The 15106-nt window shown below is 67.1% G+C and carries 12 protein-coding genes and 3 tRNA genes; 9 read left to right on the top strand and 6 right to left on the bottom strand.

Annotated elements, in window-relative coordinates; genetic code table 11:
• Positions 1–20: 20 nt before the first annotated feature.
• Positions 21–983: a diguanylate cyclase gene (locus OV287_RS28065; RefSeq protein ID WP_267537123.1), complete on the bottom strand. Its 963-nt coding sequence runs from the start codon at positions 981–983 to the stop codon at positions 21–23.
• A 358-nt stretch (positions 984–1341) separates the two neighbouring features.
• Positions 1342–2091, bottom strand: a complete 750-nt coding sequence (locus OV287_RS28060) for a tetratricopeptide repeat protein (RefSeq protein WP_267537122.1) — start codon at positions 2089–2091, stop codon at positions 1342–1344.
• 93 nt (positions 2092–2184) lie between these two features.
• Here OV287_RS28060 and OV287_RS28055 point away from each other — a divergent pair.
• The 6 genes from OV287_RS28055 (at position 2185) to OV287_RS28030 (ending at position 5140) form a co-directional block, all read left to right on the top strand.
• A tRNA-Leu gene (locus OV287_RS28055) sits at positions 2185–2270 on the top strand.
• 83 nt (positions 2271–2353) lie between these two features.
• A complete protein-coding gene (locus OV287_RS28050; RefSeq protein ID WP_267537121.1) occupies positions 2354–3004 on the top strand; it encodes a response regulator in 651 nt (216 codons plus the stop codon).
• A gap of 20 nt (positions 3005–3024) precedes the next feature.
• Positions 3025–4392, top strand: coding sequence for an RsmB/NOP family class I SAM-dependent RNA methyltransferase (locus OV287_RS28045; RefSeq protein ID WP_267537120.1), 1368 nt, complete (start codon positions 3025–3027; stop codon positions 4390–4392).
• Positions 4393–4472: 80 nt separating this feature from the next.
• Positions 4473–4871, top strand: a complete 399-nt coding sequence (locus OV287_RS28040; protein WP_267537119.1) for a hypothetical protein — start codon at positions 4473–4475, stop codon at positions 4869–4871.
• Between the two features lie 53 nt (positions 4872–4924).
• Positions 4925–4997, top strand: a tRNA-Ala gene (locus OV287_RS28035).
• 70 nt (positions 4998–5067) lie between these two features.
• Positions 5068–5140 (top strand) — tRNA-Ala (locus tag OV287_RS28030).
• Between the two features lie 174 nt (positions 5141–5314).
• Here OV287_RS28030 and OV287_RS28025 read toward each other — a convergent pair.
• Positions 5315–6460, bottom strand: coding sequence for a polyprenyl synthetase family protein (locus OV287_RS28025; RefSeq protein ID WP_267537118.1), 1146 nt, complete (start codon positions 6458–6460; stop codon positions 5315–5317).
• Positions 6461–6773: 313 nt separating this feature from the next.
• The gene (locus tag OV287_RS28020; protein ID WP_267537117.1) at positions 6774–7697 is read right to left on the bottom strand and encodes a class I fructose-bisphosphate aldolase; all 924 of its coding nucleotides are present in this window, start codon (positions 7695–7697) and stop codon (positions 6774–6776) included.
• Between the two features lie 226 nt (positions 7698–7923).
• Between OV287_RS28020 and OV287_RS28015 the strand changes: the two genes are divergently transcribed.
• On the top strand, positions 7924–8487 hold the full coding sequence (locus OV287_RS28015) for an MlaC/ttg2D family ABC transporter substrate-binding protein (protein ID WP_267537116.1): 564 nt from the start codon (positions 7924–7926) through the stop codon (positions 8485–8487).
• Between the two features lie 21 nt (positions 8488–8508).
• Here OV287_RS28015 and OV287_RS28010 read toward each other — a convergent pair whose 3' ends face one another.
• Together OV287_RS28010 and OV287_RS28005 are read right to left on the bottom strand one after the other, a co-directional pair.
• A complete protein-coding gene (locus OV287_RS28010) occupies positions 8509–9690 on the bottom strand; it encodes an N-acetyltransferase (RefSeq protein ID WP_267537115.1) in 1182 nt (393 codons plus the stop codon).
• A 9-nt stretch (positions 9691–9699) separates the two neighbouring features.
• Entirely contained in the window at positions 9700–11244 is a 1545-nt protein-coding gene (locus tag OV287_RS28005) for an aminotransferase class I/II-fold pyridoxal phosphate-dependent enzyme (RefSeq protein WP_267537114.1), read from the bottom strand.
• A 434-nt stretch (positions 11245–11678) separates the two neighbouring features.
• Between OV287_RS28005 and OV287_RS28000 the strand changes: the two genes are divergently transcribed.
• Positions 11679–14156: an efflux RND transporter permease subunit gene (locus OV287_RS28000; RefSeq protein ID WP_267537113.1), complete on the top strand. Its 2478-nt coding sequence runs from the start codon at positions 11679–11681 to the stop codon at positions 14154–14156.
• Entirely contained in the window at positions 14153–15100 is a 948-nt protein-coding gene (locus OV287_RS27995; protein ID WP_267537112.1) for a phosphatase PAP2 family protein, read from the top strand. The genes OV287_RS28000 and OV287_RS27995 overlap by 4 nt, the downstream gene beginning before the upstream one ends.
• Positions 15101–15106 lie beyond the last annotated feature (6 nt).

The raw sequence follows: 15106 nt of genomic DNA, 5'->3' as shown, positions 1-15106 counted from the left end.
CCTCTGGGGGTTTTGGTTTGTCAGTGCCGCTGAACCCTGGGGGGCGGCAGCTCCGTCGCTCCGCCGTACACCACCACGCGATCGCGGCCCTCGCGCTTGGCCTCGTAGAGCGCCGCGTCCGCCGCCCTCAGCAGCGCCTCGGTGCTCTCCCGCGGCTGGGCGGTCGAGTGATCCGCAATCCCCACGCTCACGCTCAGCCCGAAGGGTGCGGGCCGCCCGTCGCTGCGCGTCACCTTGACGGTGCGCAGTCCGGCGCGGATCCGCTCGGCGAACACCGCGGCCTCGGCGGCCGTCTGGTGGGGCAGCAGCGCGACGAACTCATCGCCGCCGAAGCGGGCAGCGAAGTCCACCTCGCGCAGGTTGGTGCGCAGGTGGCTGGCCAGCGCCAGGATCGCCCGGTTGCCCACGTCGTGGCCCATGCCATCGTTGATGGCCTTGAGATGATCCAGGTCGATGACCACCACCGACATCGGATACTGGTAGCGGTTGGCGCGCTTGAACTCCTCGTCCAGCCGCAGGGACAGGGCGCGGAAGTTGGCCAGCCCCGTGAGCGCGTCCGTCTGGGCCAGCACCTGGAGCCGATGCTGCTGCTCGCTCTGGCGCAGGGCCCGGTCGATGCGGGCCATCAGCTCGCGAGCGCTGGCCGGCTTGTGGACGAAGTCCACCGCGCCCATCTCCAGGCACTTTTCCAGCGTGGCCTCGTCGGAGTCGCCGGTGAGGAAGATGACGGGCACGGACTCGGTTGCCTTGTCGTGCTGCAGCGACTCGAGCACCGCCAGGCCGTCCTCATGGTCCAGGAAGCGATCCAGCAGCACGAGGTCTGGCCGGTGCTCTCGGGCGAGCACCAGGCCCGACTGCCCATCGCTGGCTCCCAGCACATCGAACCGGGCGGCCAGCAGCTCCACCAGGCTGTCGCGTGTGCCCGGGTCGTCCTCCACGACCAGGATCAGGGCCCTTTCGCTGGGGCGCTCATGCCGTTCCATGGTCCGCTCCACTTCCCGCGCCTGCCTGGTAATGGCAGGCCGAAAGTCTCGGGTGCCACGCCCGGAGGGTGAACCCTCCCGCCCATCATCCGCCGCCGCCCACGGCGTGCACCCCACGTCCTCCTCCTTCACCCGAGACCCCCGGCTGCCAAATCCGCTGACTCCACCACTCGGCCGGGCGTTCGGGCCCGATCATGCGTTAGCCCAAGAGCAAAGGCCGTGCCCCTCTTCACATCTTCAGAGGGGGGAGTGATTCCAGGGACTTGCAGCGCCCATCACCGGAGGAGGTGCCCCCGACTAGGCAAGAGTTGCAGCGTTCCCGGGTATCCCACCAGTAGGAATTCCCGGGAGGCGGGGTTTAGCGTCGGGGGGTGAACTGAACGCGCCGCCCGCCGCCGCCGCCGAGCATCTGGGGCGGAGGCGACTCCAGGCCGAACTGCCACCACATGGGCTCGTACGGCTTCATCTTCAGCTTCTTGTCGTTCTGCAGGGCAGAGAGGCTGTTCTTGAGCTTCTCGTCGGAGGGGTTGGCCTCCACGCCGCGGCCCAGCACCCGGAGGGCCTCGTCCTTCTCCTTGTTCTGCACGAGGCACCAGGCGTACACGGCCCACACCAGCGGCTCCTTCTTGCCGGAGGTGACGGCGGCCTCGAAGGCCTGCTTCATCGCGGAGAAGTCCTTGCGCTGGTAGTACAGAGCGCCCTGCATGGCTTTGGCCATGTAGTTGCGCGGGCTGGCCTTGGCGAAGTGTGCCTGGGCCCCGTCCAGATCCTTGGACATGTACTTGAGCATGGCGATCTGGGAGTGGATCTCCGGGCCCACCATGAACTGCCACTTCTCGAAGGAGAGCCCACTCTCCAGCATCTTGATGGCTCGCTCGACACGCGACTGGGCGTCCTTCTGGCTGGTGGGCTGGGTCTGGAGCTCCTTCTGAACGGAGCCCATGAGGACCTGAAGCTGGTTGCCAATCCGCCGGGCGAGCACCAGGTAGACGCCCACGAGGGCGATGGTGCCCGGGATGATGCCGGCCCAGATGGAGCCAATACCGGAGAGCTTGATACCCAGGGTGATGACGAGACCCACACCCAGGGCGATGAGAAGGTTGTACATGGCGCCCGTTTATCCATCAGCCTATAGGACCGCAATCTTTGGATGCGTCCGAGCGGACATCGAGGTATACGTCCGCTTGTTCCAGCCCCAAGGGGCCCTCTGTCGAAATTGGTAGACGAGGCGGACTCAAAATCCGCTGCGGCTGACCCCGCGTCCCGGTTCGAGTCCGGGGAGGGCCAATCCGGGGAGTTCTCGCCCGATGGGAAGGGGCACTCCCCCCAGGCGCGCAGTGAGACTCCGGATTCCCGGGCGGAGGTCCCCGATGAAGGTGTTGCTGGTGGAGGATGACGCCAGTCTCCGCGAGGGGATGGGGGAGCTGATCGCCGAGCAGGCCGAGGTGCGGGATGCGAGCAGCGTGGCCCAGGCGTTGGCCGCCCTGCGCGAGGAGCTCTTCTGTCTGGTGGTGACGGATCTGCGGATCGGCGAGACGGGGGAGGGCGGGCGCATCATCCTGGAGGCGGCACGTCAACGGCTGCAGCCGGTGGCGATCGTCAGCGCGGCCACCTCTGAGGAGGTGGTGAAGGTGCTGCGGCCGCACGAGCCGGACGCGGTGCTCGCCAAGCCCTTCCAGATCGACGACATCCTGGCGCTGGTGGAGCGCTTCGTCGGGCTGGGGACACAGGTGGAGCAGGCGGCGAAGCGCGGGCCTCCGGCGGGGACGTGGACGGAGGTGGCGGCGGGCTTCCAGGTGCTGGAGGAGTCGGGCGGGTGTGTCTGGGCGCGGATGGCACCTGGGGCGAGCTATTCCCGGCCGGCGCTCCGCGGGCGTTCGGGCGTGATGGTGGTGGAGGGCTCGCTGGAGGTAGAGGGCGAGCGGCGGGTGGGGCACCAATATTTCTATCTGGCGGCCGGACCGCGTGAGGTGCGGACCCACGAGGGATGTCTGGCCGTCTCGATGGCGCTGCGCGGATAGCGGGCGCTGGCGGTTCGAGCGTGAGCACTCTCTGGCCTGGCACATTCGTGGATGAGGATCGTCTGGGGCGTCCCTCGCGGCGCGCGGCGACGGCGGCGCTCGAGGCCCACCTGTCGGTGTTGAAGGGGGATCCGCTCAAGGCAGCGCTGGCCAATGCGTTGAAGGACGCGGAGGGGCTGGGTGGCCAGGAGCGGCGCTTCACTGCCCTGGCGGTGCGCGAGATGTCGCGGCACCAGCGGCTGTTGGATCTGGCGGCGCGCACGTTGGGGCACCCTCCCAGCAAGATTGGCCTGCTGGAGGATCAGACGCTGGTGCGCTACGTGCTCTGGCGTCGGCTCTTCTGCGGGGCGAGCTGGGCGCGCATCAGCCCCGAGGTGAAGCTGCCCGGTCCGGTGCGCCCGCGCACCATCAAGGATGATCTGCTGGCCCAGGTGGCGGAGTCGCCGCTGCCGGAGCCGCCGGTGCCGGCGTCGGGCGCGGAGCGGTTGGCCACGCGCTACTCGTTTCCCAACTGGCTGGTGAATCGGCTGGCCGAGCTGCACCCGGAGCCGATGCTGGAGGCGATGCTGGCGGCGCTGGACGAGGAGCCGTCGCTGCACTTCCGCGTGCGGCCCTCGGGGACGCGGGCCGAGGTGCTGGCGCGGCTGGCGGAGGAGGGCGTGGCGGCGGAGCCGGTGGCCGTGGCGCTGGATGCGGTGCGCATCGCCGAGGCCAGCCACCGTGTCTTCGAGACGCGGGTGATGAAGGAGGGCCGGCTGCAGGTGCAGGACGTGGGCAGCCAGCTGATCGTCGAGGCCTGCCGGCCGCTGGAGGGCACGCTGTCGGGGCAGACGGTGGCGGACGTGTGCGCCGGGGCGGGCGGCAAGACGCTCGCGCTGGCGGACGAGGTGGGCAAGGCAGGACGGGTGGTGGCGGGAGACCGTTCCCGGCGGCGGCTGGCGCAGGCTCGCGAGCGGGCCCGGGAGCTGTCGCTGCGGCACGTGTCCTTCCCGCATCCCTTGCCGCTGGAGCAGGCGGATGTGGTGCTGGTAGACGCGCCGTGCAGCGGAACGGGCTCGCTGGCGCGGGAGCCGGATCAGAAGTGGAAGATCACCGCGAAGTCGGTGGGGGAGTTCCACGACACCCAGCTGGGGCTGTTGGAGGAACTGGCGGGCCAGGTGAAGCCTGGAGCGCTGCTGGTGTACGCCACGTGCTCGCTGCTGCCCGAGGAGAACGACACGGTGGTGCGCGACTTCCTCGCCAAGGTGCCGGGCTTCACGGTGGAGCCCCTGGCCCCTCTCTTTGGCCCCGAGCGTGCGGCCGTGCTCTGCGACGGCCCCTTCCTCAGGGCGCTGCCTTCCCGGGTACCTGGCGGAGGCTTCTTCGCGGCCCGGCTTCGCAAGGGCTGAGAGAGGGCAGGCAGGATTGACAGTCGCGGCGGACGCACGCTACGCAGGAAGGCGATCCTTTTCCCGAGAGGTTGCTCCCGGTGGCCGCTGACCCGAAGCAGTCCGAGACGCTCCGTCAGATCCAGGAGGCGTTCCAGTCCGCCCAGTCCCAGATGACCCAGCTGCGCCAGCAGGTGGAGAAGCACGCCGAGCTGGCCAAGGCGAAGACGCAGAGCGACTTCATCCAGAAGGAGAAGGAGCGCGCCCTGCGCGAGCTGGGCGAGGCCGTCTTCAAGCAGGTGCAGAAGGGCAAGCTGGAGCTGTCCTCCTCGTTCGCTCCGCTGCTCAAGGCGATCGAGCAGGTGCAGCAGAAGGCCGACGCCCAGGCCCGGGAGATCAGCGATCTCCTCCAGGAAGGTGAGGAGGCGGCCCAGCGGCTGAAGCAAAAAAACGCGGGCGGGACGAATTCAGGAGTAGCACCCCGCACGAAGAAGTTGTAGAAGAGCGCCGCTTTCGACGTTGGCAACCGCTCCCCAGGTGGTTGCAGCATTGTGGGGCTATAGCTCAGCTGGGAGAGCGCTTGAATGGCATTCAAGAGGTCATCGGTTCGATCCCGATTAGCTCCACTCCGAGGCGAGGCCCGTCAGGAAATCCAGGCGGGCCTCGTCTCTCCCAGTCGAAGGCACAAGTGAATACGGGGCTATAGCTCAGCTGGGAGAGCGCTTGAATGGCATTCAAGAGGTCATCGGTTCGATCCCGATTAGCTCCACAATGAAGAAGGCCCGCCAGGTGAAAACCCGGCGGGCCTTTTCATTTTCGCCCAGTCACTCAAGAGCCGAGGCTCTGCGCCTGTAAGGCGGCGAGGTGGACCTCGAGGAGAGGGCAGGGCGGGGCTGTATGGTGACGCGGGACAGCCGGGGCGACGCCTGAGCGTCGCGACGACTCAGGCCTCGCGGATCATCAGCATCTGGAGCAGATCGCGTAGCATCTGCTTGAGACCGCCAGCCTCGGGGAGGCTCTGGAGGATGCGGGAGGCGGCGTTGGTGGAGCGCTCGATGATGCGCTCCGTGGCGGCGCGGCCCTCGTGCTGCTCCACGAGCTCCCGAGCCCGCTGCAGCATCGTCTCGTCCTTGGGGCCGGGGATGCAGAGCGTCTCCAGCTCCTGGCGGGCCTCGGGCGTGGCGCGCAGGTAGGAAGCGAGCAGCGGGAAGGTGCGCTTGCCCTGCGCCAGATCCGAGTCGGTCGGCTTGCCCACCACGGAGGACTGTCCGTACAGGCCGAGCAGATCGTCGCGCAGCTGGTAGGCGGTGCCCACGTAGCGACCAAAACGCTCCAGCTTGTTGATGAGCTCCGGATCACCGCCGGAGAGCATCGCCCCGCACACCAGCGGCGCGGTGAATCCGTAGAGGGCCGTCTTCAGGTAGGCCACGCGGAGCGCGTTGTAGATGGACAGCTCGGCCAGCGGCTGGTGCGGCAGGCGGATGTCCATGTACTGCCCGGCGGCGGTGTAGCGGCACACCTTGAGGAAGTAGCGCGTGGCCACGTCCGCGTCCGGCAGGTTGCAGCCCAGCATCACCTCCAGCGAGCGCCCGTAGAGGTGATCTCCAATCACCACCGCCAGGTTCTCGCCGAGCCTTCCCTCGCCGAGCATCTTGTGGAGTGCGGCACCGCCGCGGCGCGTGTCTGCCTGATCCGCGACGTCATCGTGGATCAGCATGAAGGTGTGCAGCAGCTCCGTGGCCGCCGCGAACCGCCACAGTCCCGACGGCGCCCGCGTGTCGCCCCGCCCCAGGGCGTAACCCACCAGCACCAGTCCCGGACGGATGCGCTTGGAGGGCCGCAGGCTGTAGCTGCGCACCTGCTCCAGCACCTTGTTCCACGCCGGATCCAGGTGCCGCTCGTCCTCGAGCTCCAGGATCTGATGCAGCACCACTTGTGTCTGGTACTGCACCGTCTTCGCCCAGGACACGAAGTCCACAGGGGACGGGGATGCAGACTGCTGCTGCTCTGCCGCCGGGGGCCCGGCCTGTGGGGACTTCCGCTCGTTCATGACGTGGGAGTTGGCACCCGAGGTTCCGCGCGTCGGCATCGTATCCTGCACAGCGGCAACCAACGTCAGCATAGCGAACCTCCGGGGCTGGGCGGCTTGGGGGGTCGGGCAAGCCCCATGGATATTCTTACGGATTTTAATATCAGAAAACTTTTATACAGGCAATCGCGGAATCTGAGGAGAAATATTGCCGTTTGAGTGGAGGGGGAAGCCTCTCAGAGGGAAAAAGCGGTAGTGAGTCTTCAATTACCCGGATGTCTTTTTTGACTCATCCCGCCTTTTCTACACTCTCACGGAAAAAAAGCGGCCGGTCCTGAAGGATTGCGGCCGCTTGATTCCGCCTACGTCAGAATTACTTGGCGTTCTTGAAGATGTTCATCACGTCCTTCAGCAGCTTCACGGACTCGTCGTGGGGGCGCTGGAAGGCATTGCGGCCCATGATCGAGCCGAAGCCGCCACCGGCGGCGATCTGACGGATCTCCTCCAGGAGGTCCTCGGTGGTCTTGGACTCGCCGCCGGAGAAGATGACGATTCGCTTGCCGTTGAAGGCGGACTTCACCACGTCGCGGATGCGATCCGACATGGTCTTGGTGGGGATGTTGTGCTTCTCGTAGACCTTCTTGGCCTCGGCCTGCTCCAGGAAGTCCTTGGGCGGCTTGACCTTGATGACGTGGGCGCCGAGCTGCGCGCTGATCTGCGCGGCGTAGGAGATCACGTCGATGGCCTGCTCTCCCTCCTTGGAGACGCTGCCGCGCGGGTAGGCCCACAGCACGGTGGGCATGCCGTGCTCCTTGGCCTCGGCGATCAGATCCCGCAGAGCCTCGTACTGCTCGTTGCGGTAACCAGAGCCGGGGTAGATGGTGTAGCCGATGGCCACGCAGCCCAGGCGCACCGCGTCCTTCACGGAGCCCGTGACGGCGGACATGGGGTGCTCGGGCTTGCCCAGCGTGTCTGAGTTGTTGAGCTTGAGGATCAGCGGAATCTCACCGGCGTACTTGCCGGCCACCGCCTCCAGGAAGCCCAGGGGCGCCGCGTAGGCATTGCAGCCGGACTCGATGGCGAGCTGGATGTGGTAGTCCGGATCGTACCCCGCCGGGTTGGGGGCGAAGGAACGGGCCGGGCCGTGCTCGAAGCCCTGATCCACCGGGAGGATCACCATCTTGCCGGTGCCGGCGAGCGTGCCGGTGTTGAGCAGGCGAGCCAGGTTGGTCAGCGTGCCCGGATTGTCGGACGGGTACCACGAGAGGATCTGCTTGACGCGATCGGTATACGCCATGTGCTCCTCGGGGTTAGGGGCGGGAGGCCCCTTGACTTGACGGCGCGGATTCTGCCCACGCGCGAGCCATGTACCAAGCAGATCATTTGTATCTTCGTTGCGGCGCGAACGCTGGCCCGGATTGGCCCCGATGAGCGGCACCGCGCCTGGGGAATCGTGAATAAGTCCCCGTTGCGAAGTGTCATCCCTCCTGCCTTCTCCTTCAGCACCCCGGAGTCACATCGATATGTTCGCTTCCTTGCTTGCCGCCGTGCTGCTCGCCGCCGCACCCGGTCCCCTCGATGTCGTGAAGTCGGGCAACACCGAGGTCCAGAAGATCATCACCTCGAAGGGGGCCACCGCGGAGCAGCTCTCCAAGGCGGTGGATCGCTTCGTGGACTGGGGTGAGCTGTCCAAGAGGGCGCTCGGCGAGACGTGGGGCAAGCTGACGCCCGCCCAGCGCAAGGACTTCTCGGAGACGATGCAGGGCCTGCTGCGGGCCTCCTACGCCCAGAAGGCGCTCAACCAGGGCAGGGCGCTGATCCAGTACGGCGAGGAGTCCATTCAGGGCAACGAGGCCACCGTGGGCACCCGGGTGATCATGAGCCGGGACAGGCTCCCCGTGCTGTACAAGCTCTTCCGCGCGAACGAGAAGGCCGAGTGGCGCATCTACGACATCGTCACGGATGACATCTCGCTCCTGGAGACCTACCAGGGCCAGTTCAAGAAGATCCTGGCCGACAAGGGCTTCAACGGGCTGCTGACCACGTTGAAGTCCAAGCGGGCGCAGCTGGAGAAGTCGATCAAGTAGCGCCCGCCGTTCCGGCCGCGTCTACAGGGGCTTCTCGTAGACGCGGTACCGCTTGGACTGCTTGCCGCCCATGGACTCGATGGCGCGGTTGACGAGGTGGTTGTCCTCGAGCGTCCAGGAGATCTCCCCGCCCTCGTAGCCCAGCTCACGCGCCTTGTTGAGCGTGTCCAGGTAGAGGATGGCGTCCAGGCCGCGGCGCCGGTAGCCCTCGACGGTGCCCAGCAGGACGAGGCGCAGCCGGCGGATGCGGCGCGTAGCCAGCAGCAGCTTCGCCAGGCCGATGGGCAGGCCGAAGGTGGTGAGCCGGCCATTGGCGGCCTTGATGGCCTCGTTGGCGTCGGGAATCGTGAGCGCGAAGCCCACGGGCTGACCCTTCACCTCGGCCACCAGCGCCAGCTCCGGCCGCACCATCTGCTTCAGATCTTTCGCCAGGTGGTCGAACTCGTGCTCCGTCATCGGGACGAAGCCCCAGTTCTTCTCCCAGGCCGCGTTGTACATGGTCTTGACGCGGGCCACCTCGGCGTCGAAGTTCTTCAGGTTCACCGGGCGCACGGTGACGCCCTCACGCTGGCGGATCTTCTCGGCGATGCGCGCCACCTTCTCCGGCGGAGGGGTGGAGGAGGAGAGCTCCCAGGCGAACAGATCCTTGGCCTTGGTGAAGCCGTTGGCCTCGATGAGCGCGGCGTACCAGGGCGGGTTGTACGTCGTCATGATGGCCGGCGGGGTGGTGAACCCCTCGATGAGCAGGCCCACCTCGCCATTGGTGGAGTAGCTCATCGGGCCAATCACCGAGGTGAAGCCCTTGGCGCGCAGCCACTCGGTGGCCTTCTCGAAGAGGGCCCGGGCCACGCCGGCGTCATTCACGCACTCGAAGAGGCCGAAGAAGCCGACGTTGGTGCCCTGGAACTCGTTGTAGCGAGGGTTGTTCACCGCCGCGATGCGGCCCACCGCCTTCCCGGCCCGGCGGGCGAGGAAGAACTCCACCTCGCCGAACTCGAAGAAGGGGTGCTTGCTCGGGTCCATGAAGTCCCGGCGCTCCATCTCCAGGTGCGGCACGAAGTTCGGGTCGCCCTTGTAGATGGGGTAGGTGAGGCGGATGAAGGCCGTGCGATCCGCCGAGGTACGGACGGGAGTCACCTCCACGTCGGCGGGCAGGGGGGGCAGCTTGGAGTCGGTGTTCTGCATCTCGGCGGCGACGGCCATGGGGTTGTCCTAGCTCCTGTCTTCGTGCTGCCCGTTGCGGATGAAGAAGCTGGCGCCCTTCTCCAGCAGGATGCCGGGGATGTTCGCCCGCTTCTCCCACAGCTTCATCGGCACCTGGCCCAGCTTGCGGATGTCCTCCGGCTGGAGGTTGGCCGCACGCCAGGTGAGCGTCTCCACCGCGTCGAACAGCTTGCCGGCCACCTCGCGCGAGGACATGCGCGAGAGCTGATCCAGCGTGAAGCCGTTGTGGCCGTTCTGGCCCTCGCTGGCGGCGGCCCACTTCTCCGAGGCCTTGTTGTTGCGCACCATCGTGCCCGGGCGGGCGATCTGCACCGGGGTGTACGTGGAGGGCCGCGTCTGCGGAATCACGTCCAGCTTCTTGCCAATCTGCTCGAAGATGTCGAGCACCCGGTCGAGCTGTTCATCCGTGTGCGTGGCCATGTAGCTGGTGCGGATGAGGGCGTGGCCCGCTTCAACCGCCGGCGGAATCACCGGGTTGGCGAACACTCCCGCCTCGTGCAGCGCCTTCCAGAAGCGGAAGCACTTCACCTGGTCGCCGATGTGCACCGGCACCACCGGCGTCACCGACACGCCCGTGTCGAAGCCCATGGCCCGGAAGCCGTTGTGCATCTTCTCGGCGATGTCCAGCAGGCGCGCGCGGCGCTGCGGCTCGGCCTCGATGATCTCCAGCGCCTTGAGCGCCGAGGCGATGGAGGCCGGCGTCATGGACGCGGAGAAGATGACCGAGCGCGACTTGTGGCGGATGTAGTTGATGACGTCCGAGGGACCGGCCAGCACGCCGCCCAGCGAGGCGAAGCTCTTGGAGAACGTCCCCATGACGAGGTCCGTCTCCTTCTCCAGCCCGAAGTACTCCGAGGTGCCGCGGCCCTGCTCGCCCAGCACGCCCATGGCGTGGGCGTCATCCGTCATCACCCGCGCGCCGTACTTCTGCGCCAGCTCCACGATGCGGGGCAGGTTGCAGACGTCGCCCTCCATCGAGAACACGCCGTCGGTGATGATGATCTTCCCCGCCTTGGGCTCCTTCTCGGCGGCCTGCTGCAGCAGCTGCTCGAGGTGCTCCAGGTCGTTGTGCCGGAACTTGCGCTCGGTGGCGAAGGACAGCCGGATGCCATCCACCAGCGAGGCGTGGTTCTGCCGGTCCGCGAAGACGATGTCGTGGCGGCCCAGGATGGAGGAGAGCGCCAGGTTCGTCTGGAAGCCGGTGGAGATGACCACCGCGGCCTCGCGGTTGAGGAACTTCGCCAGCCGCTGCTCCAGCTCCTCGTGCAGCGCCAGGGTGCCGTTGAGCAGGCGCGAGCCGGAGCACGTGGTGCCGTAGCGCTCCACCGCCTTGATTGCCGCCTCCTTCACCCGCGGGTCGGCGCTCAAGCCCAGGTAGTTGTTCGAGCCCACCATGATGATACGGCGGCCCTCGATCTGGACCTCGGTGGCACCGTACGACTCCTCGATCGCCCGGTAGTACGGGTAGAGCCCCGTGGCCTTGGCAATGCGGTAGTCCTTCCAGCTCCGGCACTTCTCGAAAACGTCACTCATGGCGGTCTTCTCTGTTGAGGGAGATCCGCCTCCGCGGATCTCCAGGGCGTGCTGCCTGCGGTGGTTGTTCCGACTCGGGACACCGCAAGCGCGCGTCCTCCTCCTCGGGGGGCTTAGGAGTGGCCGTCATTATTGAGTCACCCTCCGGGTGTCAAGACACCGACCTGTCCGGCGCCATGACCCGGGGTTGGCATGGAATCCCCAGGTGGGGGTTGACACCTCGGATATTCCCGACGGTGGGCGGGCAAGTGCGCAACCGGCTGCACAGCCGGGACTTACATGCCCTGGTTTTCGGGGTGGGGTGACGCGCGGATGCCTTCCGGTCGGTAGGTGGAAGGCTTCCTGGCCGGAGGGTGTTCCCCAGTTTCGTTGAGGCCGTGACAGAGAGCGGGAAGTCTGCTTTCTGCTGGCCTCTTCATCGACTGGGGAAATGCGTGGCTGACTCTCTTCGACGGCGTGGGTCCGAGGCCTTCATCCGGGGAACGCTCGCACGGCCCTGGCGGGTATTGCTGGCGTTCACGATCCTGGCGCTCGGCGGCGCGCTGCTGGCCGGACGGCTGGATTTCCGTGGCTCCTTCGTGGAGCTGCTGCCCAGTGAGACCCACGAGGTCCAAGACCTGAACCGGGTGGCGCAGAAGGCCGGCGGTGACGGCTATCTGGTGGTGCGTGCGCAGGGCGCCACGCCCGAGACGCTGCGGACCTTCTCCGGCGCGCTGGCCCAGAAGCTCCAGACGCTGCCCGAGGTGCGCTACGTCGAGCACCACTTCGACGTGGGCTTCTTCGAGGAGCGCGGCCTCCTGCTGCTGCCTACGGAGAAGCTGCGCGATCTGCGCAAGGACGTGGACGCGCGGCTGCGCTACGAGAAGCAGCAGGCCATTGCGGTGGATCTGCTCGATGAGGCGGATGCGCCGCCGGACTTCGACGCCATCGTCAAGAAGTACAGCCCGGACGCGCCCATGCGCGAGTACCTCGGCAACGCCGACGGCTCCGAGGTGTACCTGATGGTGAAGCCGGGCGGCACCGCGGGCGACATCGTCTTCGCGCAGAAGCTGGTGGACGATGTGAAGCGCGTGTCCGACGAGGTGGCCCAGGGCTGGCCCGGGGTGAAGCTGGACTACGCCGGTGCCTTCCAGGCCCGCATCGAAGAGGACCAGGTGATGCGCGCGGATCTGTCGCGCGCCGCCATCCTCTCGGCGGTGATGGCGGTGGGCATCATCCTGCTGGCCACGCGGCGGCTGTGGGCGCTGGCGGTGGTGGGCGTGCCCGTCGTCTTCGGTGTGTCGCTGACGTTCGCCTTCGCGGAGCTGGCTATCGGCCACCTCAACATCGTCACGGGCTTCCTGGTGGCCATCCTCATCGGCCTGGGCCTGGAGTACGGCATCCACCTGGCCATGCGCTACTGGGAGGAGCGGCGCGAGCACCCTGCCGCCGAGGCGCTGGCTGAGGCCGTGCGGGGCACCTTCGCTGGAGCCCTCACCTCGGCGCTGACGAATGCGGCGGCCTTCTTCGTGCTCGTGTTCGCCCAGTTCGAGGCCTTCAAGCAGTTCGGTCTACTGGCCGGAGTGGGCGTGCTGATGGCGGTGCTGGTGGCGTACGGACTGGGTCCAGCGCTGCTGGTGCTCGCCGAGCGTCTGCGTCCGGGGCGCGAGTCGGCCGCGGCCCACGCGCCCGAGGCCCCCGCGCAGGTGTCGTCCGTGTCTCACAAGCGCTGGCCCACGTCCGTCATCGCCGGTCTGCTGGTGGCGGTGCTCGGCTTCGCGGCGTACTCGGTCTACGTGCTGCCGCGCGTGGGCTTCGAGACGAACATGCGCGCCCTCAAGGGTGACTCGCCCTCGGTGGCCCTGGATGACCACATCAGCGCGCAGCTTGGCACTCACCTCAACCCGGCCATCCTCCTGGTGGACGACCTGAAGCAGGCCCAGGCGGTCCAGGACGTCATCCTCGAGGTGAAGAACCGGCACGGTGCGGAGTCGACCTTCAAGCAGGTCGCCTCGCTCAATGACCTGCTGCCGCAGGAGGTGCCGGCGCACCAGGAGCAGATCGCCGCGCTGCGCGCCACGCTGGACAAGCTGCCCGAGGATGCCCAGAAGGATCCACGCCTGGAGAGCGTGAAGAAGATGCTGGAGGCCCAGCCCTACGGCGAGGACCAGCTGCCGCTCGAGGTGCGCCGCCGCTTCGAAGCCCAGGACGGGAAGGGCATGTTCCTGCTGCTGTTCCCCTCGGTGTCCAACCACGATACCCGCGAACTGTCGGCCTGGGCCGCGCAGATCGACGAGGTCATCGCTGGGGCCAAGGCCCGGGGTGTGGACCTCGCGGTGTTGGATAGCAACCGGATCGCCGCCCGCATCTTCTCGATGGTGCGCGGGGATGGCCCCTTCATCCTCTGGGCCGCCGCGTCAGTGGTCTTCTTGACGATCCTCCTCAGCCTGCGCAGCTTCAAGCGCGCCTGCCTGGTGGCCGGCCCTCTGTTCCTGGGCATGCTCTGCCTGGCTGGAGGCATGTACCTCTTCGACGTTCAGCTCAACTTCATCAACGCCGTGGTGCTCCCCAACCTGCTCGCCATCGCCGTGGACAACTCGGTGCACCTCTTCCACCGGTATGAGGAGGAGGGCCCGGGCTCGCTCGGCCACGTGGTGCGGAACACGGGCTTCGCGGCGGTGGTGGCCACCCTGTCCAACGCGGCCGGCTATGGCGCACTGTTGATCTCCCATCACTCCGGCCTGAGGTCGATTGGCCAGATTGCACTTCTGGGCGTGATGTGCACCTTCCTGGGAACAACGGTTTTCTTCCCGGCCATGCTGGCGTTGATCGAGCGCTGGAACGGCCGGAAGACGGAGAGGGGAATGGTTCGGAGCCTGGACATCGGCGTGAAGGAGCCCGCCGTAGAACCGGGGGAGCGTAAGTCTGCGTGAGCCCCTGGACCTCGTATGACCGCGCCCGCGCGGGCGTCCGGGACGTACACCTGCGAGCGGTCGATGTTGTCATTGTCGTCACGTGCGCATTTGCCGCCCTGACGCTCGTGGGCCCAGCAAGCTGGGCTCCTGGCGCCACGGGGTCCGCTGTCTACTTCGCCATCTTCGCGCTCGGGCCCCTGGCTCTGCGCACCCTGGAGTCCTACTTCCCCCGGCACCGGCTGGTGGCCTTCCTGGCCTCCTTCTGGCTGCTGCCGGTGCTCAGCCTCAGCCACGGGGTGCTCGGTCCGCTGGTGACCGCCACCACCCCCGTGCTGCGCGACGCCCAGCTCGTCGCCTTGGATCAACGGCTGTTCGGCGTCCAGGCCTCGGTGGCGTTCGGGCACCTGGTGCCGCCCTGGCTCACCGACATCCTGATGGTCTGCTACTACGGCCACTTCGTCTGGCCGCTGATGCTGGGCGTGGTGCTGTACTTCACCGGCCGCCGGGACGCCTTCGACGAGTACCTGTTGGCGCTCAGCCTCTTCTTCACCTTCAACTATCTCTTCTATGCCCTGGTGCCGGCCATCGGCCCGCGCTACTTCCTCTTCTTCGCCTTCGACAGGCCGCTCCAGGGGATGTGGTTGACGCCCATCCTGGACTCGTTGATGCGCTTGCCGACCTTCGCGCGGGACTGCTTCCCCTCGGGGCACACCGGGACCACGCTGCTGGTGTTCGTCTACGCCTGGCGCTTCTCCCCGCGCTTCTTCCGGGTGATGGTGCTGCCGGGCCTCGGCCTCATCGCCGCCACCCTGGTGGGCCGCTTCCACTACGCCACGGACCTGCTGTGCTCGGTGCCCCTGGTCATGGTGGTGGTGGGCCTGGCCGTAGGTTGGAGCCGGACGATCGCCCGGCGCGACACAGTAGCGCGCCCGGTCACAATGGACGCTATCGTACGCCCCTGAACATAG

Source organism: Archangium lansingense, from assembly GCF_026626635.1.
Classification (GTDB): Bacteria; Myxococcota; Myxococcia; order Myxococcales; family Myxococcaceae; genus Archangium; species Archangium lansingense.
Note: the sequence above shows the minus strand (reverse complement) of the source record. Positions and strands in the feature narration are given on the sequence as shown.

Coding starts and splice junctions, on each gene's coding strand:
- OV287_RS28065 (WP_267537123.1), bottom strand. CDS start 983: ATGGAACGGCATGAGCGCCCCAGCGAAAGGGCCCTGATCCTGGTCGTG.
- OV287_RS28060 (WP_267537122.1), bottom strand. CDS start 2,091: ATGTACAACCTTCTCATCGCCCTGGGTGTGGGTCTCGTCATCACCCTG.
- OV287_RS28050 (WP_267537121.1), top strand. CDS start 2,354: ATGAAGGTGTTGCTGGTGGAGGATGACGCCAGTCTCCGCGAGGGGATG.
- OV287_RS28025 (WP_267537118.1), bottom strand. CDS start 6,460: ATGCCGACGCGCGGAACCTCGGGTGCCAACTCCCACGTCATGAACGAG.
- OV287_RS28020 (WP_267537117.1), bottom strand. CDS start 7,697: ATGGCGTATACCGATCGCGTCAAGCAGATCCTCTCGTGGTACCCGTCC.
- OV287_RS28015 (WP_267537116.1), top strand. CDS start 7,924: ATGTTCGCTTCCTTGCTTGCCGCCGTGCTGCTCGCCGCCGCACCCGGT.
- OV287_RS28010 (WP_267537115.1), bottom strand. CDS start 9,690: ATGGCCGTCGCCGCCGAGATGCAGAACACCGACTCCAAGCTGCCCCCC.
- OV287_RS28005 (WP_267537114.1), bottom strand. CDS start 11,244: ATGAGTGACGTTTTCGAGAAGTGCCGGAGCTGGAAGGACTACCGCATT.